33 protein-coding genes are annotated in these 25,028 nt (G+C 41.7%); 30 read left to right on the top strand and 3 right to left on the bottom strand.

The features are described 5' to 3' along the window. The first annotated feature begins 2 nt into the window (after positions 1 to 2). Both FO442_RS02070 and FO442_RS02065 read left to right on the top strand, forming a co-directional pair. The gene (locus FO442_RS02070) at positions 3 to 722 is read left to right on the top strand and encodes a hypothetical protein (RefSeq protein ID WP_144331476.1); all 720 of its coding nucleotides are present in this window, start codon (positions 3 to 5) and stop codon (positions 720 to 722) included. A 30-nt stretch (positions 723 to 752) separates the two neighbouring features. Next, positions 753 to 1,157, top strand: a complete 405-nt coding sequence (locus FO442_RS02065) for a hypothetical protein (RefSeq protein ID WP_144331475.1) — start codon at positions 753 to 755, stop codon at positions 1,155 to 1,157. An 89-nt stretch (positions 1,158 to 1,246) separates the two neighbouring features. On the opposite strand, the gene FO442_RS02060 is transcribed toward FO442_RS02065, so the two are convergent. Beyond that, on the bottom strand, positions 1,247 to 1,531 hold the full coding sequence (locus tag FO442_RS02060) for a helix-turn-helix domain-containing protein (RefSeq protein ID WP_144331474.1): 285 nt from the start codon (positions 1,529 to 1,531) through the stop codon (positions 1,247 to 1,249). 266 nt (positions 1,532 to 1,797) lie between these two features. Between FO442_RS02060 and FO442_RS02055 the strand changes: the two genes are divergently transcribed. The 28 genes from FO442_RS02055 to FO442_RS01920 all read left to right on the top strand — a co-directional run bounded on the left by FO442_RS02055 (position 1,798) and on the right by FO442_RS01920 (position 23,624). Next, positions 1,798 to 2,049 (top strand): hypothetical protein, encoded by a 252-nt coding sequence (locus FO442_RS02055; protein ID WP_144331473.1) that lies wholly within the window; start codon positions 1,798 to 1,800, stop codon positions 2,047 to 2,049. A gap of 247 nt (positions 2,050 to 2,296) precedes the next feature. After that, positions 2,297 to 2,590, top strand: coding sequence for a hypothetical protein (locus FO442_RS02050; RefSeq protein WP_144331472.1), 294 nt, complete (start codon positions 2,297 to 2,299; stop codon positions 2,588 to 2,590). Positions 2,591 to 2,696: 106 nt separating this feature from the next. After that, positions 2,697 to 4,970, top strand: a complete 2,274-nt coding sequence (locus FO442_RS02045; protein ID WP_144331471.1) for a GH92 family glycosyl hydrolase — start codon at positions 2,697 to 2,699, stop codon at positions 4,968 to 4,970. A 72-nt stretch (positions 4,971 to 5,042) separates the two neighbouring features. After that, a complete protein-coding gene (locus FO442_RS02040; protein ID WP_144331470.1) occupies positions 5,043 to 5,507 on the top strand; it encodes a DinB family protein in 465 nt (154 codons plus the stop codon). A gap of 8 nt (positions 5,508 to 5,515) precedes the next feature. Next, positions 5,516 to 6,001, top strand: a complete 486-nt coding sequence (locus FO442_RS02035; protein WP_144331469.1) for a YdeI/OmpD-associated family protein — start codon at positions 5,516 to 5,518, stop codon at positions 5,999 to 6,001. A gap of 39 nt (positions 6,002 to 6,040) precedes the next feature. Further along, positions 6,041 to 6,463, top strand: a complete 423-nt coding sequence (locus tag FO442_RS02030) for a DUF1801 domain-containing protein (protein ID WP_144331468.1) — start codon at positions 6,041 to 6,043, stop codon at positions 6,461 to 6,463. Positions 6,464 to 6,624: 161 nt separating this feature from the next. Further along, positions 6,625 to 7,983, top strand: a complete 1,359-nt coding sequence (locus FO442_RS02025; protein ID WP_144331467.1) for a PQQ-dependent sugar dehydrogenase — start codon at positions 6,625 to 6,627, stop codon at positions 7,981 to 7,983. Positions 7,984 to 8,099: 116 nt separating this feature from the next. Continuing rightward, entirely contained in the window at positions 8,100 to 8,690 is a 591-nt protein-coding gene (locus FO442_RS02020; protein WP_144331466.1) for a TetR/AcrR family transcriptional regulator, read from the top strand. Between the two features lie 68 nt (positions 8,691 to 8,758). Continuing rightward, positions 8,759 to 9,217 carry a hypothetical protein gene (locus FO442_RS02015; RefSeq protein ID WP_144331465.1) on the top strand — a complete coding sequence of 153 codons (459 nt, stop codon included), beginning with the start codon at positions 8,759 to 8,761 and terminating at the stop codon, positions 9,215 to 9,217. Between the two features lies 1 nt (position 9,218). Continuing rightward, positions 9,219 to 9,539, top strand: a complete 321-nt coding sequence (locus FO442_RS02010) for a DUF3817 domain-containing protein (RefSeq protein WP_144331464.1) — start codon at positions 9,219 to 9,221, stop codon at positions 9,537 to 9,539. Position 9,540: 1 nt separating this feature from the next. Beyond that, positions 9,541 to 9,894 carry a rhodanese-like domain-containing protein gene (locus FO442_RS02005; protein WP_144331463.1) on the top strand — a complete coding sequence of 118 codons (354 nt, stop codon included), beginning with the start codon at positions 9,541 to 9,543 and terminating at the stop codon, positions 9,892 to 9,894. Positions 9,895 to 9,950: 56 nt separating this feature from the next. Then, positions 9,951 to 10,301: an MmcQ/YjbR family DNA-binding protein gene (locus FO442_RS02000; RefSeq protein WP_144331462.1), complete on the top strand. Its 351-nt coding sequence runs from the start codon at positions 9,951 to 9,953 to the stop codon at positions 10,299 to 10,301. An 11-nt stretch (positions 10,302 to 10,312) separates the two neighbouring features. Continuing rightward, positions 10,313 to 10,873, top strand: coding sequence for a hypothetical protein (locus tag FO442_RS01995; protein WP_144331461.1), 561 nt, complete (start codon positions 10,313 to 10,315; stop codon positions 10,871 to 10,873). A gap of 69 nt (positions 10,874 to 10,942) precedes the next feature. Beyond that, positions 10,943 to 11,383 (top strand): hypothetical protein, encoded by a 441-nt coding sequence (locus FO442_RS01990; protein ID WP_144331460.1) that lies wholly within the window; start codon positions 10,943 to 10,945, stop codon positions 11,381 to 11,383. 187 nt (positions 11,384 to 11,570) lie between these two features. Beyond that, positions 11,571 to 12,623 carry a WG repeat-containing protein gene (locus FO442_RS01985; protein WP_144331459.1) on the top strand — a complete coding sequence of 351 codons (1,053 nt, stop codon included), beginning with the start codon at positions 11,571 to 11,573 and terminating at the stop codon, positions 12,621 to 12,623. A 6-nt stretch (positions 12,624 to 12,629) separates the two neighbouring features. Next, positions 12,630 to 13,421, top strand: coding sequence for a hypothetical protein (locus FO442_RS01980; protein WP_144331458.1), 792 nt, complete (start codon positions 12,630 to 12,632; stop codon positions 13,419 to 13,421). A 136-nt stretch (positions 13,422 to 13,557) separates the two neighbouring features. Then, entirely contained in the window at positions 13,558 to 14,340 is a 783-nt protein-coding gene (locus tag FO442_RS01975) for a CPBP family intramembrane glutamic endopeptidase (RefSeq protein ID WP_144331457.1), read from the top strand. A 16-nt stretch (positions 14,341 to 14,356) separates the two neighbouring features. Then, on the top strand, positions 14,357 to 14,692 hold the full coding sequence (locus FO442_RS01970) for a hypothetical protein (RefSeq protein WP_144331456.1): 336 nt from the start codon (positions 14,357 to 14,359) through the stop codon (positions 14,690 to 14,692). 416 nt (positions 14,693 to 15,108) lie between these two features. Further along, positions 15,109 to 15,657, top strand: coding sequence for a GNAT family N-acetyltransferase (locus tag FO442_RS01965; RefSeq protein WP_144331455.1), 549 nt, complete (start codon positions 15,109 to 15,111; stop codon positions 15,655 to 15,657). 218 nt (positions 15,658 to 15,875) lie between these two features. Continuing rightward, a complete protein-coding gene (locus tag FO442_RS01960; RefSeq protein ID WP_144331454.1) occupies positions 15,876 to 16,208 on the top strand; it encodes a T9SS type A sorting domain-containing protein in 333 nt (110 codons plus the stop codon). 77 nt (positions 16,209 to 16,285) lie between these two features. Then, positions 16,286 to 17,290 carry an LLM class flavin-dependent oxidoreductase gene (locus FO442_RS01955; protein ID WP_144331453.1) on the top strand — a complete coding sequence of 335 codons (1,005 nt, stop codon included), beginning with the start codon at positions 16,286 to 16,288 and terminating at the stop codon, positions 17,288 to 17,290. A gap of 41 nt (positions 17,291 to 17,331) precedes the next feature. After that, positions 17,332 to 18,048 carry a hypothetical protein gene (locus FO442_RS01950; protein ID WP_144331452.1) on the top strand — a complete coding sequence of 239 codons (717 nt, stop codon included), beginning with the start codon at positions 17,332 to 17,334 and terminating at the stop codon, positions 18,046 to 18,048. Between the two features lie 77 nt (positions 18,049 to 18,125). Beyond that, positions 18,126 to 18,773 carry a tetratricopeptide repeat protein gene (locus FO442_RS01945; RefSeq protein WP_144331451.1) on the top strand — a complete coding sequence of 216 codons (648 nt, stop codon included), beginning with the start codon at positions 18,126 to 18,128 and terminating at the stop codon, positions 18,771 to 18,773. A gap of 180 nt (positions 18,774 to 18,953) precedes the next feature. Beyond that, positions 18,954 to 20,354 carry a tetratricopeptide repeat protein gene (locus FO442_RS01940; RefSeq protein ID WP_144331450.1) on the top strand — a complete coding sequence of 467 codons (1,401 nt, stop codon included), beginning with the start codon at positions 18,954 to 18,956 and terminating at the stop codon, positions 20,352 to 20,354. A gap of 44 nt (positions 20,355 to 20,398) precedes the next feature. Beyond that, positions 20,399 to 21,220, top strand: a complete 822-nt coding sequence (locus FO442_RS01935) for a phosphosulfolactate synthase (RefSeq protein WP_144331449.1) — start codon at positions 20,399 to 20,401, stop codon at positions 21,218 to 21,220. Beyond that, positions 21,220 to 22,113, top strand: a complete 894-nt coding sequence (locus FO442_RS01930) for an outer membrane protein assembly factor BamB family protein (protein ID WP_144331448.1) — start codon at positions 21,220 to 21,222, stop codon at positions 22,111 to 22,113. Before FO442_RS01935 ends, FO442_RS01930 begins: the two co-directional genes overlap by 1 nt. Before the next feature lie 130 nt (positions 22,114 to 22,243). Further along, the gene (locus FO442_RS01925) at positions 22,244 to 23,095 is read left to right on the top strand and encodes a site-2 protease family protein (protein WP_144331447.1); all 852 of its coding nucleotides are present in this window, start codon (positions 22,244 to 22,246) and stop codon (positions 23,093 to 23,095) included. Next, a complete protein-coding gene (locus tag FO442_RS01920) occupies positions 23,088 to 23,624 on the top strand; it encodes a Smr/MutS family protein (protein WP_144331446.1) in 537 nt (178 codons plus the stop codon). Before FO442_RS01925 ends, FO442_RS01920 begins: the two co-directional genes overlap by 8 nt. Positions 23,625 to 24,159: 535 nt before the next feature. Here FO442_RS01920 and FO442_RS01915 read toward each other — a convergent pair. Both FO442_RS01915 and FO442_RS01910 read right to left on the bottom strand, forming a co-directional pair. Then, positions 24,160 to 24,498, bottom strand: a complete 339-nt coding sequence (locus FO442_RS01915; protein ID WP_186279832.1) for an MliC family protein — start codon at positions 24,496 to 24,498, stop codon at positions 24,160 to 24,162. Positions 24,499 to 24,517: 19 nt separating this feature from the next. Then, positions 24,518 to 25,027: a GNAT family N-acetyltransferase gene (locus FO442_RS01910; RefSeq protein WP_144331444.1), complete on the bottom strand. Its 510-nt coding sequence runs from the start codon at positions 25,025 to 25,027 to the stop codon at positions 24,518 to 24,520. Position 25,028: the final 1 nt, after the last annotated feature.

Below are 25,028 nucleotides of genomic sequence, written 5' to 3'. Positions count from 1 at the left end.
AAATGAAATATACCAAACTGAATGCGAATTGGGATGTCGCTCCGGACGCTTCCGGAACTCAGACAACTGTAACCGGACACACACTGGAACTGGTCTTTGATCTGGACCCCGTTTTCGCGCACATTGATGAAGGGGACAGGGGAACATTGGAATTCGTTGAAGTCTATGCGTATAAACTGTGGGAAATTACCCGGGAAGACTATCTGAACGGGAAGTTCCGTTTCAAAAAGGACCGCTTGCCCTGGGGTGGTTTTTACGAATTGCCGGTTTCCGGCCGGAAAGAGGATTTTCCTTCCGACATTGTTGTAGTGGACGAATCGTTAAAGGAAACCGGATTAACTCATTACATCTTTTTTCTCCCGGGCCAGGTGCTGGAATGTTGGGCATCGGATTACTACTTTCATTTTGACTACCGGGTTTCCGCAAAACTGGAAGAATTGTATCCGAAAGGATATTTCAACCATTACCTGGCGATATTCTCGGCTCATTTTAACCAGATGAACACGGATAATTACAAAGTCTATACGAATCTCTATATCCAGCTGGAAGGTAAAAAAGAATTCGAAGGATTGAAGGAAGAACTGAAAAAGATCAAAGCCAATAAGGATTTGGATTCCTATGTGAAGATCGCCAATTACCGGATTCTGAATTTAACCGGGAAACAATTGGATGAAATGATCAAAGTGATCGAAACTTACGATGCGAAAAGTAAATATGCATAACCATTTGAACCATTTTTTAACCCTTAAACAATGAGCAAACAAGCAGCCGGACGCATGTTCCAGGACATGAGTTTCACCGTAAAAAGTGCCAAGGGAAAGAAACTCGAACAACTGATCGGGGTGGAGGATCCTGACAAAGAAGACGGCGGGCCTGTTTTGGTATATATCAAAATGGAAGGCATCAGCTGGTCGCAATATTTCCTGGATGTTTGTTTCGGTGTGTGGGAGAACTGGGGAGAAATCGATATGGAAGACCATGCATACGCCTACCACGATTATGCCAAAAAATTTGGGGTGGAAGGTCTGGCAATCAAATCGGCATCCTGTAAAGACAATGAGATTGTGCTGGAGTTTGAAACAGGAACGAAACTGGTACTGAAATACAAAGATCCCGAAGATTGGGAAGGATATACGGAGATGATTAAAATCGGATAAGCAGTATTCACAGCAAGAATGAATGAGCCGGTTTCTTTACTGAGTTTCTATTAACTTAAAAGAATCGTTCGATAAATACGGATTTTTGTTTACTTGGAGACAGGCTTAATCCGCGTAATATTTAAGTCGGGAGAGATCGGATCGTTTAGTCTTTGGTACAACTCATCCGTAAATTTGGCAGGATCAATATCCAAAGCCGTGTACAATCTGTTCATCCAAAACAAAGAAGGACACCTCTCTCCTCGTTCGTAACTCGATATGTTTTGGGCATTTACGTTCATGCGGGAAGCCAATTCTTCCTGGGTTACATCTCTTTCCTCTCTTACCCGCTTAATTTCCCTTCCCAGTATGTAATTGAATGACTTGGTATTCATGAAGACAAAGTGGAAATTTTTAACATTTCACATGTAACACGATTGTGTTTATTTATTAGATTTGTGAAATTGAAACCCATTATTTAATTGACCATAGTTGTATTCATGAATCCAATTTCCTTTCAAGGTATATCCCATCTTTTGGACATCAGCAGCATACCAGACACGAAAAAAAAAAATCAACGTGGCTCAATCAATAATTTGCTTTTATAATTAGTTCCGGTCATCAAACAAAATTGTTTAACAACTACCCATTTACTGAAAAGATGAAAACTAAAAAGGCAATTTACCAACTGCTGTTAAGTTACGAAAAATCATACGAGGAAACAAAAGATTTGGAAGAATTGAAAACCAGCCTCGGCAATCTCATACTTGACATTGAAAACGTAACACCCGTGAGTCCGTCATACTCCTCCTATCTTTTTCAAATGAAACTGGATTATGAACACATGGACCGGTTCAATGCCCTGCACCTGGTTGACTCTTTGAAAAACTTTTTGGAACGGTTGGAACTCTGAGGTTTTTGCATGGTTTTAAGCAACTTATGTCTTATTCTCCGTTTTGGAATAACCTCTTTTTTACACTTGCTGATCACAGAATGGTCAGAAAAACACTCGTAACGGCTTCCGTGGTCGATCCTATAGGAAATATCCCTTGAATGAGCACTAATGTGCATTATTTGAATGTATTGAAACAGAAGAATTCCGGAAATTGATTGTTCCATGGAGTTTAAATAGTTATTTTCAAGGGATTATTTTATCCCGGATGCAAAAAGGATTTAACAAATTGACCGAAGGGATTGCCTGGCTTCAGATTGTGGCATCTCCAACACTGATTGGGGTGGTGCTGGGAATCCTGGCGGGGCTGGCGGGAAACGGAGGTCTTGGTATCGTAATTGGGGTAACCGGTTTGATTATCGGTGTCTTGTGGGCAACGCGTGTCTCCAAAAAGGAAGGGGCGGTTCGGTTTATTTCCCGGGCGATGGCAACACCGGAATTGGATGGAGAAGAATCGGATATCCAAAAGAAATCCATTGAAAATAACACGGCAGAAAAATGAGCCCCTATTCCTTGGAGTTAAAATAATCCACTGTATTTTAATCTGAGTTACCTGTGTGTAATTAAGTGAAACAAAACTTATATTGTGGTCTGATTTGAAGAATACCATGAAACGCTTACTCTTTTTACTGATTCCATTTGCCGCAACAGCCCAATTCAAACCGATCGAATACGTTAATCCGCTGATGGGAACTGACTCCAAAATGGAACTGTCCAACGGGAATACCTATCCCGCCATCGGTTTGCCATGGGGAATGAACCTCTGGACACCGCAAACGAACGTTATGGGCGACGGTTGGGCGTATCAATACAATGCCGATCAACTCCGCGGATTCAAACAAACCCATCAGCCTTCTCCTTGGATGAACGATTATGGCCAGTTTGCCATCATGCCCGGAAGCGGAAAAGTTGTTTTCGACCAAAACGAACGAGCCAGCTGGTTCTCACATAAATCCGAAGTGTCTAAACCGAATTATTACAGTGTTTACCTGGCAGATTGTGATGTGACGACGGAGATTACCCCAACGGAACGTGCTGCTGTTTTTCGCTTTACTTTTCCAAAAAATGACAGTTCATTTATTGTGATTGATGCGTTGGACCGCGGATCATACGTGAAAGTATTTCCCAAAGAACGAAAGATCATAGGTTACACGAAACGGTATTCACGGGGTAAGCTCACGAACTTTAAAAATTATTTCGTGATATACCTGGATCGCGATATCGCATTTTATTCTGTCGCTTCAGATGGGAAACTGATCGGGAAACAAGAGGAATCAGCCTCGAATCATTCCGGAGTGGTGGTAGGTTTCAAAACAAAGAAAGGAGAACAGGTACAATTGAAAGTTGCGTCTTCATTCATCTCTCAGGAACAGGCAGAATGGAATTTGCAGCGGGAAGTGGGGGCGAAAGATTTCAATAGGATTCGCACTGCAGCCGAAGAACAATGGAATAAGACTTTGGGAAAGATTGAAGTTTCCGGTGGAACGGAAGAACAAATGCGCACTTTCTATTCGTGTTTATACCGCACACTTTTTTTTCCCAATAAGCTCTACGAGATCGATTCCTCCGGAAAAGAAGTGCATTGGAGTCCGTATAACGGGAAAGTTCTTCCGGGGAAAATGTTTGGCGGAACAGGCTTTTGGGACACTTTTCGTGCCTTGTATCCCTTGCTGAACCTGGTGTATCCGGAAATCAACAAGGAAATGCAGGAAGGATTGGTTAACGATTATCTGGAAGGTGGTTTCCTTCCCGAATGGTCCAGCCCCGGATTTGCGGACATCATGATCGGGAATAATTCGGCTTCCATCGTTTCGGATGCATACATCAAGGGATTGCGTGGTTACGATATTGAAAAACTATACGAAGCCTTGCTTCACGGAGCAAATAATGAAGGACCGGTAAATGCCGTCGGACGCGAAGGAGTAGAGTATTACAACAGGCTGGGCTATGTTCCATACGACGTAAAAATCAACGAAAACGCAGCGAGAACGCTGGAATACGCCTACGATGATTTCGCCATTTACCAATTGGCAAAGGCACTGGAACGCCCGCAGGAAGAAATCGATCTGTATGCAAAACGCTGTCAGAATTACAGAAATTTGTTTGATCCTTCCACCGGTATGATGCGTGGAAAGAATACAGATGGTGCGTTCCAATCACCATTCAATCCGTTTAAATGGGGAGATGCATTTACGGAAGGAAACAGCTGGCATTACACCTGGTCTGTTTTCCACGATGTACAAGGGTTGATCGATCTGATGGGAGGAAAGGAACGTTTTGTGACAAAGCTCGATTCAGTTTTTAGTTTACCTCCGGTTTACGACGACAGTTATTACGGCGGAATGATCCACGAGATCAAAGAAATGCAGATTGCCAATATGGGACAATATGCACACGGAAATCAACCCATCCAACACATGATCTATTTATACAATTATGCCGGTGATTGCAAGAAAACCCAGTATTGGGTCCGGGAAGTCCTCAATCGCTTGTATAAACCAACTCCCGACGGATATTGCGGAGACGAAGATAACGGGCAAACTTCTGCCTGGTATGTTTTTTCGGCTTTAGGATTTTATCCGGTCTGTCCGGCAACAGACGAATACATCCTGGGTGCACCGCTCTTCAAAAAAGCAATCATCCATTTATCGCAAGGAAAACAGGTTGTATTGAATGCTCCGCAAAATTCGGTTCAGAATAAATACATTTCATCGGTAAAAATGAATTCAAAAGATTATTCCAAATTATTCCTTAAACATTCAGAATTGCTGAGAGGAGCAGTCCTGGATTTCGACATGTCCCCGACACCCGCTTTGGACCGTAAATTGGACGACGGAGATTTCCCTTATTCATTTTCGAGGGAGAAAAGACCGGCGAAGTAGGATCTGAGTGAAAAATCAATGAAAATAGATGCCGGTAACGACAAAAAAATAGAATCTTTGGAAAAAAAGCAGATGAGTATATCCAAACAACTGGCAAAACATCTGAGAGATGTTCATTTCGGAGGTAACTGGACCGTAACGGATTTGCGATCGACCTTGTCTGATGTGAAATGGGAAGACGCACTGACACAGGTTTATTCACTCAATTCAATCGCAGCATTAACGGTTCATATGACCTATTATGTGAATGTGTTGATAACCGTTCTGGAAGAAAACAAACTGACGGGAAAAGATGAAATGAGCTGGCTTCTGCCTGCCATCCGGTCAAAAGAGGATTGGGAAGAATTACTGGAGGGAATTTGGCAAAGGGCAGAAAAAGCCGCCTCGCTGATTGAGCAATTACCGGACGAGCAACTCACCCGGGATTTCTTCGACCCGAAATACGGGACCAATTACCGCAACATAGCCGGGATCGTAGAGCACATGCATTATCATTTGGGACAGATTGTGATCATTAAAAAATTAATAGTTCAATAATTCGGGAAATGAACATATTCGATGCGAAAATAAAGATCATTGGAATGAATCCGTTCGTCTTCGTTCCCGGGCCGGTTTTAGCGGACTTATTCCGGGAATTCGGGAAAGATAAAGGTCCGGTTCCGGTGAAAGGGACCGTCAACGGGAAACCATATCAGCAAACCCTGGTTCGCTATGCGGGTGAATGGAGATTGTACATCAATACGAAAATGCTTCCGAAATCCCCGGAGAGAATAGGGGAGAAAATAAAAATAGGAATCGAACTGGACCTCTCGGACCGTACGATTCAGCCCCATCCCAAATTAGTACAAGCCTTGAAAGAAAACGCTCAGGCCAATGTGATATTTGAAAGTTTGGCACCATCCCTTCAACATGAAATAGTTCGCTATATTGCAAATTTGAAAACAGAAGCAAGTGTAGACAGAAACGTTATAAAAGCAATTGATTTTTTATTGGGCAAAGAGCGCTTCATCGGCAGGGACGGGTTGAAATAAACTCCCTTTCTAAAATATTTACACTCAAAACTCTCAATCATGGCAAAAACAAAAACAGCGGAAACAACCAAAGACGTTAACGAATTCATCCTGGAATTCACCGATTCGGAACAAAAACGCAAAGACAGTCAGGAACTTATCGGTTTGATGGAAAAAGTTTCCGGGTTCAAAGCGAAAATGTGGGGACCAAGTATCATTGGTTTCGGAACATATCACTACAAATATGCCAGTGGACATGAAGGAGATGCTCCGCTGTTGGGATTTTCTCCGAGAAAAGCCGCTATTTCATTGTATGTTTCCACCGGGGAGCACGGACAGGAAGAATTACTAAAGGATCTGGGGAAATTTACCATGGGAAAAGCGTGTATTTACGTCAAAAAACTGTCGGATATCAACCAGGATTGCCTGGTCAAACTGATGAAGGATACTGTGGCCCGCACCACGAAAAAATACAGCACATGAAAATCATAAGGAAGTAGAAACTCAGGCATTTCTCATACGTGTAAAAAAAGGAAGAATTCAAAATTATTCTTCCTTTTGAATTACCATTTATTAACGCCTGTTTTTTTGTATCCGTTCCCGCTTTCCCTAACTTGAAATAGAGTAAACTAAAATTTTCGGTTATGGAATTCAAAAAAATACTTTTTATCGTTTTGCTGGGATTTGTTCCGTTGGTTCATGCTCAAACGGCTCAGCAGGTTGGCGCAACAACCGTTTATATCGACACACTTGCAACCAATAGTTCGGTTCCTTGGGAGATTACACTGGAAGGAGAAAATTATTTGTGGGTAACCGAACGTGACGGCCTGGTAAGCCGGATCAATCTGCTTACTGGAATCAAAGATACCGTGCTGGACATAAGAAATGACATACACGCTGTTGGAGAAAGCGGTTTGTTGGGAATGGCACTTCATCCCGATTTTCCGGTCATTGCAGAAGTTTTTCTTGTATATACCTACGGGCCCGAAGACAGTCAGGGATACTTTAACGAATGTTTGGTGAAATATACATACGATGGGACTGATCTGACCATCCAGGATACACTCATTGACAGTATTCTTGCTTATTCGAACCATGACGGTTCACGCCTGCATTTCCTTCCGGATAAAACCCTGCTCATGTCTACAGGAGAATGCTCACAGGATCAGCTGGCACAAGACCCCAATTCGCTTTCGGGTAAATACCTCCGGGTAAATACGGATGGAACGATCCCTGACGACAATCCCGATCCGGGATCATACATTTATACCATGGGACACCGCAATTCACAGGGAATTTGCACCTTGCCAAATGGGACGGTCATCATTTCCGAACATGGTCCGACAACCGACGATGAACTTTCCGTACTTGAACCGGGAAAAAATTACGGGTGGCCATTGGTCCACGGATTTTGTGATGAACCTTTTGAAGACACACCGTGCGCAACCGGTTTGTACCAGGAACCAATCTATGCTTGGACACCCACCATCGCAACAGCTGATTTGGTGTATTATGACAATCTGGCATTCCCTGAATGGGACCAGCGGATTCTGCTTACAACCTTGAACGGTCAGCGCCTGGTAGCACTGAAACTCAATGCCACAGCAAGTGCTGTGATTGATGAAGACCAGTATTTCTTTGGTCAGTTTGGTCGCTTACGTGACATCGCCATTGGACCTAATCTGGAAATTTACATCGCAACCAATTCGGGAACCAATCCGATTATTAAAATAATAACGCCGAATTCATTGGGAGTAAAAGAGTTCGACGCAAATGCTTCCCTGGTGATTCCGAATCCTGCAGACAACTATATCCAGCTCATGCCGGGTAATGCTGCAGAACAGGTTTCTATCCTGGACTTAAACGGGAAAACAGTTCTGGAATTTAAGAATGTGGAAGCCGGACAGCATCTGGACATCACCAAACTGGCTACCGGTACTTACGCGGTAGAAGTCAAATTCGTGGAGAATGATCAGGTCCAGCGGTCAAAATTGATGAAATAGAAGGGGTTGATAACACCATAACGAATTGAAACAAAAACGGGATCTGTAAAGAGTTTGCTCCTTGCAGATCCCTAAAGTTTTCATTCCTTTGTAAAAAACAGGAAGCAACAATCGTTATGAAAAAAGCGGAGGCAACACGCCTGACCATCTTGCAGAAAGCATTTGAACTGATTTACGTCAAAGGCTATCAGACAACCAGTATCGATGATATTCTTGCAACAACACGGGTAACGAAAGGAGCTTTTTATTATCATTTCAAAAACAAGGATGAAATGGGGCTGGCCATTATTCGAGAAATCTTGAAACCCACCATGGCGGAAAGTTTCATTGTGCCACTTAAAAACCAGGGAAACCCGTTGGAATTCATTTACGAAATGGTGCATCACTTACTGATTGAGAATCCGTTCCTGAAACCAGAGTTTGGTTGTCCTGCTTCCAATCTGACGCAGGAAATGACACCCTGGAATGCCGATTTCAATCATGCAATGAATGAACTGTCCCATCAATGGGAGGCGGCACTGACAGAGGCTTTGGATGAGGGTAAAAAGAACGGCTTTGTCCGAAGAGATGTAAATGCCAGGCAAGTGACTGTAATGATCATGTCGGGGTATTGGGGGGTGCGGAACCTTGGGAAATTGGATAACGGAAAAGAATCCTATCTTCTTTATTTAAAAGAACTTAAGAACTATTTGAAGAGTTTGGAGTGATTTTTTTATCTAAAAACATACTAATCAGTATGTTTTTAGATTATTTTTACATCGATTAAACTTTTTCGATGTATTCAACGCTTATATTTCTTCATTCCCTGACCCGGTGGCTGGTGGTAATCAGTCTCATTTACGCAGTTTATCGCGGATACACAGGTCTGAAGTTCCGGAAACCCTTTTCGAAAACAGATAATGCCGTGCGTCACTGGACAGCAACCATCACACATGTTCAGCTGATCATCGGGATTTTGGTATACGTGCAAAGTCCGGCCGTGAAATACTTTTGGAAACACACAGGGGAAGCGCTAAGGAATTGGGACGTGACGTTTTATTCATTGGTGCATGCACTGATCATGTTGCTTGCAATCGTAATAGTAACGATCGGTTCCGCAAAAGCGAAACGAATGGAAAGCGATTCTGCAAAGTTTAAGACGATGTTGCTTTGGTTTCTGCTTGCCTTCCTGTTGATTTTTAGTGCTATTCCGTGGCCGTTTTCACCATTTTCAAACAGACCTTATTTCAGATAATATGATCCGATTCATTCAATCAAAAGTTGACCGTTTACGCCTTATCGGGTTCCTGGAAGGAATATCCCTGCTCGTACTGCTGTTCATAGCGTTGCCTTTAAAATATAGCCTCGGAATCCCTGAGTTTTCAAAAGTAATCGGTACCATTCACGGAGCATTATTTCTGTTGTTTATTTTCAATACGCTGAGTGTTGGAGTAGAGTATCAGTGGAAATTCAAAGAAACCACCTGGAAAGTGTTGTTGGCTTGCATCGTCCCGCTAGGAACCTTCTACATCGACCGAAAAATTTTAAGAAGGATGAGATCCTCAAATAACAAATAGGATGAAAGCAATTGGAATTATAGCAGGAGCTTGTTTGCTGCTGTATATTGGTTACAGAACTTACCGTTTCCTGAACCTCGATAAGGGATTGGCAAAGAAAATAGAACAGGGAGCCATCGTCCTGGATGTAAGAACACCGGCGGAATACCGGACAGGGCATTTGAAAGGATCCGTTAACCTGCAATTGAGCCGGTTGCATACGGCCAAACTTCCACTGGACAAAAGCAAAACGTATATCACCGTTTGTTCGCACGGACTAAGGAGTGTCAAAGCCATGAACCTGTTGAAAGAAAAGGGATACAAAGTATTCAACGGCGGGGCTTTGGCTGATTTGGAAAACGAAATTAAGCAGTAATGTAGTCGTTCATTCAATATTTGTTTACTTTCAAACCTGGATTTGAAAGTAAACACATGGATATTGAAACAATGCGAAGTATCTGCCGGAGTTTCCGGGGTGTAACGGAAGACGTGAAGTGGGGACATGATCTTGTGTTTTCTGTTGGTCTGAAAATGTTCTGCGTAGTGGAGCTTGATGAGACTCCTGTTTCGGCTTCCTTCAAAGTGAAAGACGAGGAATTCGAAGAAATGACGAACCGGCAGGGATTTAAGCCGGCACCTTATGTTGCCAGGTACAAATGGGTACTGATTGATGACATCACTCGGATGAGTCGGTCAGACTGGGAATTTTACCTGCAGCAATCGTATAAACTAGTTAAAGAAAAACTTCCGTTAAAGATCCGGAAGGAACTGGATAATAATTAACTGAACAGTCTATGAATAAGCTTAAATTGTACGCTTGGATCTTTTTGCTTTTTCTGTTAAGCATTCCTGCCGGATTTTTGACCATTCTCACCGAGAAGCCCTATACGCCCAAATCGGAGTATCTCTTTATACTGATCGGCGGAACAATTGCCGTTACCATCGTTGTCGGATCTCTGAGTTTGATCCCATATTTCATCCTGAAAAAGCATAACCGGGAAATTGCTTTGAAAAGAGCGCTTCAGTGTTACACCTTTTTTGCATTGGCAATGATCGCGCTGGGAAGTTACAACTACCCCGAAGCAATGAAGGAACGGGATCGGTATCATTTTTCCTTGTATTATGCACCTGTTTTTGAAAAGCTTGTAATGGAGACCATAGAAGCGGGAGAGGAAATACTTCCGGCTTCAGTAGCAGAGAAACGGGAGGAATTCTGTTTTTGTATGATCCACGAAATGGAATACAACGATCAATTGATCGGAAAATTAAGAAGGGGAAAAGATCCGGAGGACTTGTTTTACCATGACCCGGAAGTCAAAAAAATTAAAAAGCACTGCATTGATTTATACCAATAAGTTTGGTTATCCGGTAAATTGAATTCCCTTTGATACTTCAACTCTTTGAACTTTTTTAAACTGATTACGATGAAAAAAGCACTGGTTTTATTTCTTGCAACGACCATATTCTCGTGCGATACTTCCAATGGAACTGGTGCGGAAAAAACCGGACCGGATCCGCGGGTTGCTCTGGACGTGTTAAATGAATATACAGCAGCTTGCAAAGCACTGAAAGATCCGGGGAAATGGGTCGAAAACCAGGATCAGTTGACAGTCGATTTCAAAAAAGAATACCAAAAAATCATGAAGCAAGCATGGGAAGACGATCCGGAAATGGGGCTGGGCTTCGATCCGATCTTTGATGCTCAGGACTATTCAGAGAAAGGTTATGAAATCAATTTCTTCGACAGCAAAACCGGTTTGGTTATTTTGCAGGGAGTGGATTCCCCCGGCTTTAAGGTGAGTCTCCGTTTGAAAATGGTAGGGAATCGTTGCCTGGTAGACGGTGCAGGAGTTATCCGGATGTAAGAACGTAACGCATTGGCCCGGGTTAAAAACTGGGGAATTATCGATAAAACGGGCTATTGGATCGTAAAACCCGAGTTTGATATTGTAGGGAATTTGAGCGTACGGAATAATCGCTCAGGCACAGATTTATTTTTTTACCGGGAATAGCTGGTTTTTGTATCTTTAAGACAACGAAAAATCAAGGAGTATGATTCAAAGACTATTCACAATCGGGGCACTTATACTAAGCTCCTTTTTGGCACAAGCTCAAATAGGAATTGTTCAGGTAAAACCTGTTGGTTCCAGAACCTGGGGATATGCTGGTATCGATGGAAAAATGATCATTCCGGCAGAATACGATAAAACGTATCCGTTCAGTTCAAACGGATTGGCAATCACGTACAATACGAAAGACCGGCAGCATCATTTTATTGACGCAAAAAACAAGGTGCTGAATACCGAAGAACCGAAGTTTAAGATCAAAGAAGTATTTGGATTTGGGGTAAAAGGATTTCAGGATGAATTGATTCCTGTTCAGGTCGGTTCGAAATGGGGCTACATGAATACCTTCGGAAAAATGGCAGTTCCTGCTGTTTATGATGATGCAAATGATTTCGACGGCGGTTTTGCTGCGGTAAAAAAAGGTGCCCAATTCCTGGTCATTGATACGAAGGGAGCGGAAACTGCCATTGCAAGTCCGGCACTCGATGTGCGCGATTTTTCAGAAGGGTTGGCCCCAATAAGAGCCACGGATAAAAAGTTTGGGTTCATCAATACAAAAGGTGAAATGGTTATTCCTGCTCAGTTTGAAAGCGTGGGATATTTCGTTAACGGCATTGCATGGGCTAAAACATTCGATAAGAAAGTAGGGTACATTGATAAAACCGGAAAATGGATCATTGAAGCACAATTCGATGTGGGAAAAGAATTTGATGCGAAAAGCGGATTGGCCTTGGTAAGGACCGGCGACCAATGGTTTTACGTAAATGCCAAAGGAACTCCGCTGAAGGTAACCGATACGGAATCGTGGGGAAATTTTTCGGAGGGACTTGCAGAAGGGAAAAAAGGTGTTCTGAAAGGATTTTACGACACAAAAGGCGTATGGGTAATCCAACCGCAATTCGAAGATGTACGCGATTTTCACAACGGGTATGCCGCGGCAAAACTGAACGGGAAATGGGGGTTGATCGATAAGACCGGAAAGTGGAAAATGGAACCGCAGTTCGAACAAATCAAAGATGTCGTGCTGATTAAGAAATAGGATTTTATGAGAATATCGTTTATTTCAGGACTCTTTCTCCTGGTCTTTGCAGCTTGTTCAGCTCCGGAAAAAGGGACCAGTAAGGGAAAAAATCCCGGCAAACAGACAGGACAAACTGAAAAGGATTCCATTGGAGTGCTGAATTGGGAATCTGAATTATGCCAGCATAAAAGTACATTTAATACCAGTTTGTATCGCGAAGAAGAATTAAGAGGAACCCTTCAATTGTTGCGAATGACAGGAGGAGTGTTGCTCGAAGTAAAAGATGTAGCCTTTAAACCGGATCAGATAGCTGATTTGAGCAGCCTGGAAGAATTAGACCAGGAATACCGCGAAAAGAAAAAACAACTGCAGAATCTGAAAATTGTAGCCGATGCTTACTGGGTGAAGGTAAAAAAGCAGCTTGTTTTAGCAATGAAAGACGAGTATGATGTAAGCCGGATCAGTATTCAGGCATATACAAATCCGAATATTTTAAAGAGAAACCGCTTCTCTAAAATTTGTCCGGACCTGATAACGGCACTCACATCGGGGGATACATCCAAACTGATGGCTGCATGGAAAACACAGGTAGAAGCGCAATGTAAACACAATGCTTCCCCGGAGAATCTGATCAGACGCTTCGAAGAAGAATCACAGGATCCCGATTGGGCTTTGTATGCGCGCATTGAACTCATCACCTTTGGATGGAACAACCGGGTAAATGATCAGATTGTACATGTAGCTAACGACCAGGCGATCAATGATAAATTTGACCAACTGTTCCTGGAGACCCGTTCTGAATGCGAAGAACCGTGATTTTGATTCTTTCCGAAGCAGAGAAAAGCCTTTTTTCCTAAATGGTCTTGGGGAAAATGATTGCGCAGAACGTTAAATTATTGCCCAGGTCTCCGGGAATTGGTAATTTAACTTGTTAGAACCCAAATACAGACCAATGAGTAGATCCTTAAGTGTAATTGCTATCACACTCTTATCCTTCGGGCTTTACTTCTTTTTGTCTCAATCTTACTTTTCCGAACTGAGAACGTGGATCAACAAATCCGTTCCGGATTTGGGGATAAGTCATGTATTGGTTTACCTGATCGTTTCCCTGCCAATTGTTTTTGGTGCCTCCGTGATCAACGAATTTAAGCGTTGTCAAACCACTTTGGGATTGAACCGTTCCATTACCAAAGGCATTTTGTTTCCATTGATTTGCACCATTCCGATGGTTGTCGGTTTTGCAATCTGTTTTTCATGGAATAAAAACCTGTCGACGGATGAACTCATCATCGCCGGTTTTGCAGCTGCATTTTTTGAAGAATTTATTTTCCGCGGATTTCTTTTCGGTCAGTTGTTCCGTTTCACCAAACTGGGTTTCATTCCGTCTATTTTACTGGGTGCTTTGCTCTTTGCTGCGATGCATTTGTATCAAAGCAGGGAACTAGCCACGTTGATCGGTGTTTTTGCTACTACTTTCATGGGAGCAATTCTCTTTTCCTGGCTTTTTGCCGAGTGGAATTACAACCTGTGGATTCCGATCTTTCTGCATCTTTTCATGAACCTGGCCTGGATGCTTTTTGCTGTCTCGGATAATGCCTTCGGGGGTGTTTACGCGAATATCTTCCGTATAATAACCATTGCGCTGGCAATCGTATTAACTCTGGCCTACAAAAAGAAAAAACGGGTTCCGTTGAATATCAACAAAGAAACCATCTGGATGAAAAATCGAAATTAATGTGGATATTGGTTGAATGAAATACGCGATTTACTTCCTGTTGGCAATTCCCTTGTTCGGGTGCAATTCATCGCAATCCCTGCCGGGAAAAAAGCTCCGGGAAATGCGTCTCTTTGAAGCTCGTTTTGACCGGGGTAAACAAATGGATTGGAAGCTGGTTGAAAAGAAGTGTTACAATAGGAGAGAAGTACCAATCTCGGAATTTTATTACGACGAAAATGGAGTGATACCTAGCCAGACCAACTATGAATACGATTCAAAAGGGCGCGAAATAAAAAGTACCGAACGGCTCAATGGAAAAGTGATCTATTTCTGCTATGCGTTTAATCGAACAATTGGCAAACTCTCTTAACAAAAGAGATGAAATTCCCAATCAGGAATTGGCGGCAAAAATGGCTGTTTCAAAAGATAAACAAGGCATATAAGAACTGATTGAAAACCTGCAATCAAAGAGCCGGGATATACAGTGACTGTATCAAAAAGTTGTATGAGATCTGTGCCCATGTATGCAGAGCGCGTTTTAGCCATTGTTACCTTCCTGAATAAGACACGTTTCATTGCAGTTTTGAGCAGTTGTTTGAATGAGTTAGAAAAAGAATCCGAATGCAAGCGGGTCGAAAAAGCAATCTTGAAAGTTAAAAAATAGACGGACAACAAAAGCCACTTAAAATGAGGGTTTAACCTGATTTAAATCACAAAAAAATTAAAAAAGGAATATTTTTAAACAGGGTGTCTTAACTTATGTTAGGGAACGCAAAAACAAACGGTATGGAAACAATTAGTTGGCAGCCTGTACTTGAAAATGAACTGGTACTTCTGCGCCCGTTGGAATACTCCGATTATAATGAATTGTATGAAGCAGCTTCCGATCCGTTGATTTGGGAACAGCATCCGGTATACAACAGACACGAACGCGAAGAATTTAACTCCTTTTTCGGAGAATCCATGGCTTCGGGGAAAAGCTTCGTGATTATTGACAAAAAAACAAATAAAATAATCGGCAGCACGCGTTATTGCGATTATAACCCGGAGGAATCATCGATTAAAATAGGATTTACCTTCCTCGACCGTGCACATTGGGGAGGCAGTTACAATTTTGCCAAGAAACAACTGCTGATTGATTATGCATTCCAATATGTAGATACGATTTTCTTTGAAATCTCCGAAAAGAATGTTCGTTCCCAAAAGGGAAATGCCCGCTTGGGGATCGAACCAATCAGGCATTTTATGAAAGATATCAAAGGAAAAAAATACCGGTATATTACCTACAGCCTCACACCTGAATTGTGGGAGCAGGCCAAGCGAATGCGGGCTTAAGGATATTATTGACCGCAAGGACAGGGGGAAGCAAAGTCGTCAGTCATCCTTCTTCGCGCTCTTTGATTCTTGCGGTTCAATTGTTTCACAAATGAATTAGTTCAAAAACAGTACCTTTTTGTTATGTTTTTTTAAGGTTTTGTATGTAACAAACCACTGAAATTAGGCTTATATTAGAGCTACACAGACTGGAACCGTAATTTTTAATTATTGGTGAGATGGAAAAGATCAGACTTTTGGCTTTCGGTTTGTGCTCCTGCCTGTTGGGAACGAATTTACTCAGTGCACAAAGTACCGTTCCGGTTTTTTCGGAAGAACGAATGACTCCAACTACTTTGATTGTTCGATCAAGTCCCTATTCGAATTACATTACATTGGAATTACCAGGCAGTGACCAGGCTGTTTCTTTTGAAATTTACGGCATGGACGGAAAAGAAGTGTATGCAGGAAGAATCCGTGGACTCCAGTTAATTGAAGTTTCCACATGGCGTTCCGGGACATACTTCATTATTTGTGGTTTGCAGCGGGAAAAACTGATCGTGAACAAATAAGTTTCCTTTAGGAAACGAACCACAAATTTTAACTTTCTGCGGTTTGTACCTATATCATCAATCCGTAATTTTACTACATGAAAAAAATAACCTATTCCGTCCTGGACTTATCCATGATTACCAGGGACGGCAACGCAGCAACAGCAATCAAAAGAACAGTAGATTTAGCACAAAAGGCAGAAGAATTAGGATACAAACGGGTTTGGCTGGCAGAGCACCACAACATGGAATTTATAGCCAGTTCAGCGACATCTGTATTAATCGGACACGTGGCCGGGCAAACAAAGAGGATTCGCGTCGGTTCAGGTGGAATTATGCTTCCCAATCATGCGCCCCTGGCAATTGCAGAACAATTCGGAACATTGGAAACACTTTATCCCGGACGAATAGATCTGGGGCTGGGAAGAGCTCCCGGAACAGATCAGCAAACAGCTATGGCTTTGCGAAGAGGAGATTTGAATACCGCTTACCAGTTCCCAACTGATGTAACGGCACTTCAGAAGTACTTTAGCAAAGAAAACAAAACAGCTTCTGTGCGCGCATTTCCGGGGGAAGGATTAAACATTCCGCTTTGGATTTTGGGTTCCAGCACAGATAGTGCCTATTTAGCGGCAGAAATGGGATTGCCTTACGCTTTTGCGTCTCATTTTGCACCGAAACAATTTAAAATCGCATTACAGATTTACCGCAACAACTTCCAGCCGTCACAATACCTCGATAAACCGTATGTATTGGCTTGCGTGAATGGAATCGCAGCAGATACGAACGAAGAGGCAGAATTGTTATCTATGAGTCTGTATCAGCTATTTTCCGGAATTTTAACCAATGCAAGAAAACCATTGTCTCCGCCGATTCCGAACCTTTTGGACTCGTGGCCACAGGAATTATTGGATGCCGTACACGGAATGACAGCCTGTACTTTTATCGGGGACAAAGACACGCTGATTGAACAATTCAGCCGGTTTATCCGGGAGTATGAGGTGGATGAGTTAATGATCACCGGGAATATTTTCGACAATACAAAGCGCCTGCGTTCCTATGAAATCCTGTCGGAAGTTTTTAATGCGATTAAAATTTTTTAATCGAAGAAAATGTGTAGTTTCATTGGTGTAATCCTTAACCGATGAAAAGAACGAACTTCGCCATCACTTTGTTGATCCTTTCACAAGGAATTTTCCTGTCCTGCAGTTCAAATGCGAAAAAAGATACTCCGAAAGCGGATGAGCCTGTGACGCAGGTCGATTCTTCTCTCTTTCAGAAAGAAAGTGTTTACGCGGAGTTGCTGAAGAAATTCAAACCGATCTCCTTTGATACCCTGGAAGTCACATATGAATATGACACAAAAGATAAACGCTTCAAAGGACAGGAATTAACACTGAAAGAAGCAAAGATCTTTCCACTTGGCATCACAGAGAATTTTTTCGGGAAATTATCAGGTGTTTATGCCTGTTACCAATTTCCGCTTGATTCGACCTATATCGGATTAATTGCCCGGATTCCGGGAGAGTACGACGCTAATTCGGTGGGTTTATTCATTTTTGACCGTCAGAAAGATCAGCTGCTGAAAGAATACCTGCATTTGTCGGTTGATTTCGGCGATGCCGGAGATGTGTATGGGCGGACTTCCTGGTTAATTAAGTCAAAAAACAAGCAATACCAATCACTGGCTTATGATTACAGTGCGTATTATCACGAAGTAGAAGATACGAATGACCATACTGTTGATGAGTGGGAAGAATACTATTTATTCAATTGTATGTCCCCGAAATTTGATACAATTTCAAAAAACGGGACGAGGCTGAAAAAGCAGTTTAAGCGTATTTTAAAAACGGTGAATTAAGGATTTTTAGCCGGGAATGCGCTGGTAATTCGTTTGAATTGATTAAGTTCATATCCTCAAATCAAACTGACATTTTAATGGAAACAGGACCGATTAACGAACAAGCAAACTTATTACATTTAGAAGCAAGAGAAGCCGGACAAGCCGGAAACTACTCCGTGGCGATCGAAAAATTGCAGGAAGCGATGAAAATAGAACCTCTTTGGGCTTACCCGGTTTATGATCTCGCATTTACCTATTTGTTGGTCGGTGATTTTGAGAATGCTTTGAAATATTACCGCGAGACAGATACTCTCGAACCAGATGGTTTCTTTACTACAAAAACGGCAATTTATACCCTGGAAGGAGAGAAGTCGGGTTTATTTCCGGAAGGCTTGTATACTTTTTACATGCAGATCGAATGGACAGACGAGCCCGAAAAAAAGTATGACATTGCGAAACAGATCGTCGACAATGTTCCGTCTTTTGCACCGGCCTGGAAAGAAATTGCTTATCTGCAAACCGATCCGGAAGAGCGTTTGTATTCCATCGAACAGGGATTGGCAGGAGACCCGGACCGGGAGACTAAGGGAATCTTGCTTTTGAATAAAGCAATGATATTCAGTGAAAGAGGCGATAAGGAAACTGCTAAAAAATTGCTGTCGGAGATTATTGAGTCACAGGAAACGACGATTTCCAATAGTGCGATAGCGAAAGTTGCATTGAAATCGATTAAGGATAACTGATCTGAATATAACATATACCCGGGTAGATGGTGGATAATCTTGCACTTATCCCCAGGGAACCAAATGTACTGGTTCTAATGGAGCCGGTGAAATTGTTTAATAACCTGTTCATAAACTTTCCTAAAACTTTTCAAGTCACCTCCAATTTTCGCTAATTTTATGGAAACACAACGATAGCGTATGTTTGACTGGGAAGACGATAACGACAATTTTGAAAACCACCTGAACGATGATTTGGCTCGCTTTGAGTCACAATTGGAGAACAATTCGGTAGGTTTTTTTGATAGTGATCGTTTAGAAGCGATCATCGATCATTACCTGATGAATGGCAATTATTCCAAAGGAGAATTAGCTGCTGAGATCGGGATACAGCAATATCCGTTTAATACCTTATTTCAAATTCGAAGAGCTCAGGCAATGTCCGGTTTGGGAAAATTGAAAGAAGCCCTGGAATTATTGGATGTTGCTGAACAAATCGACTCTGAATCAATGGAGCTTTACCTCACAAAAGCGACTATTTTCAGTCAGTTGAGAGATAGTAAACGGGCGGTGAATTTCTTTCGTCGTGCACTTGAATTGGCCGACAGGGAGGAAAAAGACGAAATTTTCCTGGATTTGGCGACTGAATTGGAGCAATTAAAAGATTTTAAAGGTGCTGTTGAAGTTTTGGAAGAGGCCATGCGCTCAAATCCTAAAAACGAAGGGGCACTCTACGAATTGGCTTTTTGCTTTGATCAGCTGGGAAATAATGCCCGTGCAATTCAAACATACAGACGGTTTTTAGATGACAATCCATATTCATTTACGGCCTGGTATAACCTGGGAAACACTTATTCAAAAGAAGAAAAATTCAACGATGCGATTACGGCTTATGAATATTGTGTAGCAATCAACGACCGTTTTTCCCCGGCATATTTCAATATGGGAAATGCGCAACTGACCGTTGAACAATACAAAGAGTCTATTGAGTCCTTTGAGCGGTGCATTGAAATTGATGGTGACGATCCATTAACATATTGTTATCTGGGAGAAGCAAACGAGCAATTGAATAATCTGAGCCTTGCCTGGGACTTTTACCAGAAAGCATTGTCGATGTCTCCAACTTTGGCAGAAGCCTGGCTGGGATTGGGAATTGTGAAGGATCTACAGGGACAGCCAAAAGAAAGTCTTCATTACATTGAAAGAGCATTGGAGTTGGAGCCAAATATGGACGGGTATTATCACGTCTATGCAGGAGCACTTGAAAATGCAGAACTTTTGCAGGAAGCGGAAGAAGCTTATCTGGCTTGTTTAACCCTGGATCCTGGAAATGAAGACTGCTTTTTTGATTACGTCGATTTTTTGCTCGAACACCGCGTGGGAGAAGCAAGAACATTTGTTGAGAATTATATCTTAAAACACCAGTTGTTCTTCTCTGTTCTTCCGATTATATACCTGAATTGGGTTGCAGGAAACAAGGAAGGTGCTAAGTTAGTGTTAGTTGAGTCATTCAACAAAGATCCCGAAAAAACAAAAGACGTTTTTATTCGCTATCCTGAATTGGCAGATGTTCAGGAATTAGTAAATTTGACACGCTCTTAGAGCATTTAGTTTGACATGTGTCGATAGTACCCAATTTATAAAAAATGAATTTTAGTTTACCACATATTCCGGAACGTACAAAACAACCGCGTAAAAACGGGATTACAATGATGATGGACAAAGGCTTAAGTTTGAATGAAGTCGAAAACTTTATTCAGGCAAACGGTCACTTAACAGATATTGTAAAGTTTGGTTTTGGAACCGCATTTGTTACAAATGACCTGGAAGAAAAGCTCAAATTGTATCGTTCTGCAGGCTTGAGACCCTATTTCGGGGGAACACTTTTTGAAGCCTTTCATGCACGCGGACGTTTTGAAGACTACTTACGCTTATTGGACAAGTACGATTTGGATTTGGCAGAAATTTCGGATGGATCGATTATTATCAATCACAATGAAAAGCTGGAGTTGATTCAGCGTTTGGCAAAAACAAGAACGGTGCTTTCCGAAGTAGGATCGAAGGATTCGGGAATTTTGATCAGTCCGGGGAGGTGGATTAAAATGATGAGCTCCGAATTGGAAGCCGGATCTTGGAAAGTTATTGCCGAAGGTCGTGAAGCAGGAAATGTGGGTGTTTTTCGTCCGAACGGAACAGCACATACCATGTTGATCAATAAGATCATTTCAAAAGTGAAACCGGAAGATATTCTGTGGGAAGCACCTCAAAAAAACCAGCAGGTTTGGTTCATTAAGTTATTCGGAGCAAATGTCAATCTCGGAAATATCGCACCGAATGAGGTAATCCCTTTGGAATGCCTGCGTTTGGGATTAAGAGGAGACACTTTCTTTGAGTTCCTTCCCGAAGATTATGCACAACGATTGAAACAAGTAGATTCGGACGAACCTGAAGAGGAAGAAGAAGCATAATGTTTCAGGCCAAAGTAGTATTGAATGGACATGCCGGACCGATCTATTCGGCTTCCTGGGATGGAAAATGGCTATATACTTCTTCAGGCGATAAATATGTTACACGCTGGGACCTGGAAAACGGTCTGCAGGACTCCTCCTTTACGGTAAAACTAGAACATGCGGCATATACTTTGAAAGCCGGAAATCGATTTTGTTTTATCGGATGTACGGACGGAACATTATTGGGAATCGATACCGAAAGCAAACAAATTCTTTGGGAACACAATTTCTTTGGAAATGCCTGGTTTTCATTGCAGATCGATACTGAACGCAACTGGCTTCTTGCAGGTGATTCCGAAGGGAATTTAGCGGTGCTGGAATTGCAAACCGGAAAAAGGGTGTTACACCTCCCCTTGGCTGCGGGAAAGATCAGAGCGATCACGATATCGGGAGATCGTTGTTTTGTCAGTACCCAATTGATCGGTGTCCTGGTTTTTTCCTGCGAAAACTGGAATGAACTGGCATCTTGGGAGCCAAATGAATTGGGAAGCAATGTACTTCTTATCAACCTTTCGAAGAATGAGATCATTACCGGTGGAAAAGATGCCCACCTTGTGATCAGTAATTCAAGGTATGAAGTACTGAAACGCATTCCAGCTCATTATCAGACCATTTACGGACTGATCCGGATGGGGGATCAATTCATAACCGCTTCTTTGGACAAAACGATCAAAGTGTGGAATTCTGATTTTTCAAAAGTGGAACAACGTATAGAGTTCAAACATGGTGGACACAATCGTTCCGTCAATGGAATAGTGCGGATTGATGAATGCACATTCGCAAGTTACGGGGATGATAAAAAAATAATTGTTTGGAAAAAAGACCCGTTAATTTCATGGTCCGATAATTGATTCTGAGAAAGTTATTTTGTATCTTAGTATCATTATGGACAATGACTTTAATTCTCTTTATCCGCCAAAACCTTTTTTGGAAAAGGAGCCTGCCAGGCCAGGTCATATTGCCGTAACCGTATTTTCTTTAATGCTTTTTATTCTAAGCTTCCTGGTGTTTTTTGACAATCAGTTTGTCTTTTTAATAGAGTTGGTTGCAGTATTAATTCTTCACGAAGGAGGGCATTATTTATTCATGAAAATTTATGGATATGAAAATGTCCGGATGTTGTTCCTACCGTTGATGGGAGCTTTTGTTCACGGACATAAAGAATCGTATCGTCAAAGGGAAAGTCTGATGGTCGTACTTGCGGGACCGCTTCCGGGAATAATTGTAGGTATTGCGCTTTGGTTGCTCGGTTTTCAATATGAAATTCACTGGATGGTTGAATCCGCCATGATCCTTTTTGCTGTGAATATTTTAAACCTGCTTCCGATTCTTCCGCTGGATGGGGGACGGATGCTCAGTATTTTATTCTTCGAACGGATCGAATTATTCCAGGTGATTTTTTCCTTCATTTCCTCTCTGGCTTTAATTGCGATTGGTTATTTCTTCGAATTCTATATCATCCTGGTATTCGGGTTTTTAATGGGGTTCCAGGTAAGGAGCTTACACCGGCGTTACCTGATTCATAAAGGACTAAAAGAAGACGATGTGAATTTCAATTCGACCTACGACAATCTTTCCGATCGTTCATATCATTTTGTAAAAAACCATGTATTGGAAAATACACCAGGTCTTCGCCGCTTTGTAGAGAATATGGAAGGGGAAGAGACAAAAACGGTTGTTGCCAATGAAGTAAAGAACATGTTGGTTCCGCCAATGGTCCAGGATGTCAATGATTTCATGAAAGTAATCGTAATCATTGCCTGGATTTTGGCTATTTTTGGACCCATTTACCTGATGTGGAGTCAGGGAGTTTTTAAGGGAGTATATGTTTAAGATCGGGCAGAAAGTTTCTTTTTTATATGAAAAGGGGGACGGGATTATTTTGAGTTTGGAAAAGAACCGGGCACAGGTTACCGATGATTCCGGGTTTGATCGGTGGTTTCCATTGAATGAGTTGGTTTTTATTCATTCTGAAAAATATGCAGACGATGAAATAACGATTTCCAAAGAAGATTTGGAGCCAGAAACTACCTTTAGAGTAATTGAGGAACGAACAGGAGTGAAAAAGCCCAGGACCATTTGGGAAATTGACCTGCACATCGAAGAAATCCTCGAATCTACTCAAGGTATGTCCAATACCGAAATACTGCTTAAACAAATGGCAGAGTTCCGTGCGACATTCAAAAAAGCAAAAAACCAATCGGTCCACAAATTAGTAGTGATCCACGGAGTAGGAGAAGGGGTGCTCAAAAACGAGATCCGCACATATTTGGCGCAGCAGGACCAAATAGAAGTGTATGATGCTGATTTTCATGAATATGGAAAAGGAGCAACTGCGATTGAGTTTCATCCGAATTGGTAAAATGAGCGAGAAATTAATTGATGATTTTCATTCAATAAAAAAAGTCAAGCCATCCAATCGATTAGTGAAGGTAATAATGATTGTTTCAACACTTTTGTTCTTGATTATCAGTTTACTGTACTGCTTTCAAATTCATGCCATAATTGGAAAGTATTATGAGTTTAGACATAAATTGGTAGCAGTTATTCGAACTCATTCGTTAATTAATGCGGTAACAATTTCACTTATTCCCTATATGGCTTATCACGTTTGGACGAAAAAAACAAGTTTTGTGAAGGTTAGAAGTTATTTATTGTTACTTCTTTCTGAAGTGATTTTGTTTGTGTTTTTTCTTGTTTTAGGACTTGAATTGATTCTGCAAACGGGGGTGGATTATTCAAATTCGAATCCTTTGTTGCCATCATATATGCTTGTCCCAAGGTTTCCATATAGTTTTATTTCGATCTTTTTTTTCGCAGCACTATTGAGTTTTCTATCCTTAAAACTAATATTCAGAAAGAAAAGTAAATAGATTTACCGATTTTCTGTCCCCTTTTTAATCACACAAACAATACGTTGAATCTTCCGTTCCGAATTTGAATTCGCCCTGGTGTTCCCAGAAAATGTATTTCCCGTCTTTGGACGCGTATTTCACGCCGCTTGCAGCACGAACCTGTTTCATATCGTACGCTCCGTTTAGTTTGGGACTTTTTACTTTAACAGTGATTTTGTCGGTGCTATCAGTGCCGGAAATCGTAATACTTTCTGTAAAAACGACTTTAAAATCCTTGTCACAATCGAATTCCAGGTGACGGTTCTTTTTCATCACGCTGTTTCCTGCGCAGCCTCCCAGAACAAGGATTAGGATAATTCCTGAAGTTAAAAGGTTCATCATGATCGGATTTTTAACCAAGTTACAAAAATCCATTCAATTCTTTTACCATCACAAAATCATCCATCACATATCCGTTACCGATATCAAGAACTTCTTCGCGATCAGTAAGAAAACCGTTTTTTTGATAAAACCCGACTGCTGTATTCCGTTTATTAACATTGAGGTGAAGTTTTGTGCAGCCGCATTTCCGGGCTTCTTTTGCCACGTGATCAACCAGGGTTTTACCAATTCCGGAACCTTGCGTTTCGGGAAGAATATATAGTTTATGAATACGTGTAATCCCGGTTTCAGGATAGTTGTGTTCAATTCCGCAAAATCCAAGGACTTTCCCGTTTTCTTCGGCGAGCCAGAAAGCCTGGGATGGATCGTTGATTGCTGCTTCAATCTTTTCCGGATTATACATGAGATCAAGCATATATCGGATTTGTCCCGGAGAAATAACATGCTTGTAAGAAACGGGCCAGGTTTTTTCAGCAACTTCCCATATGGAAGGAACGTCTTTTTTTTCGGCTAAGCGAATGTGAATCATA

It is taken from the genome of Fluviicola chungangensis (genome assembly GCF_007558725.1).
Classification (GTDB): Bacteria; Bacteroidota; Bacteroidia; order Flavobacteriales_D; family Crocinitomicaceae; genus Fluviicola; species Fluviicola chungangensis.
Note: the sequence above shows the minus strand (reverse complement) of the source record. Positions and strands in the feature narration are given on the sequence as shown.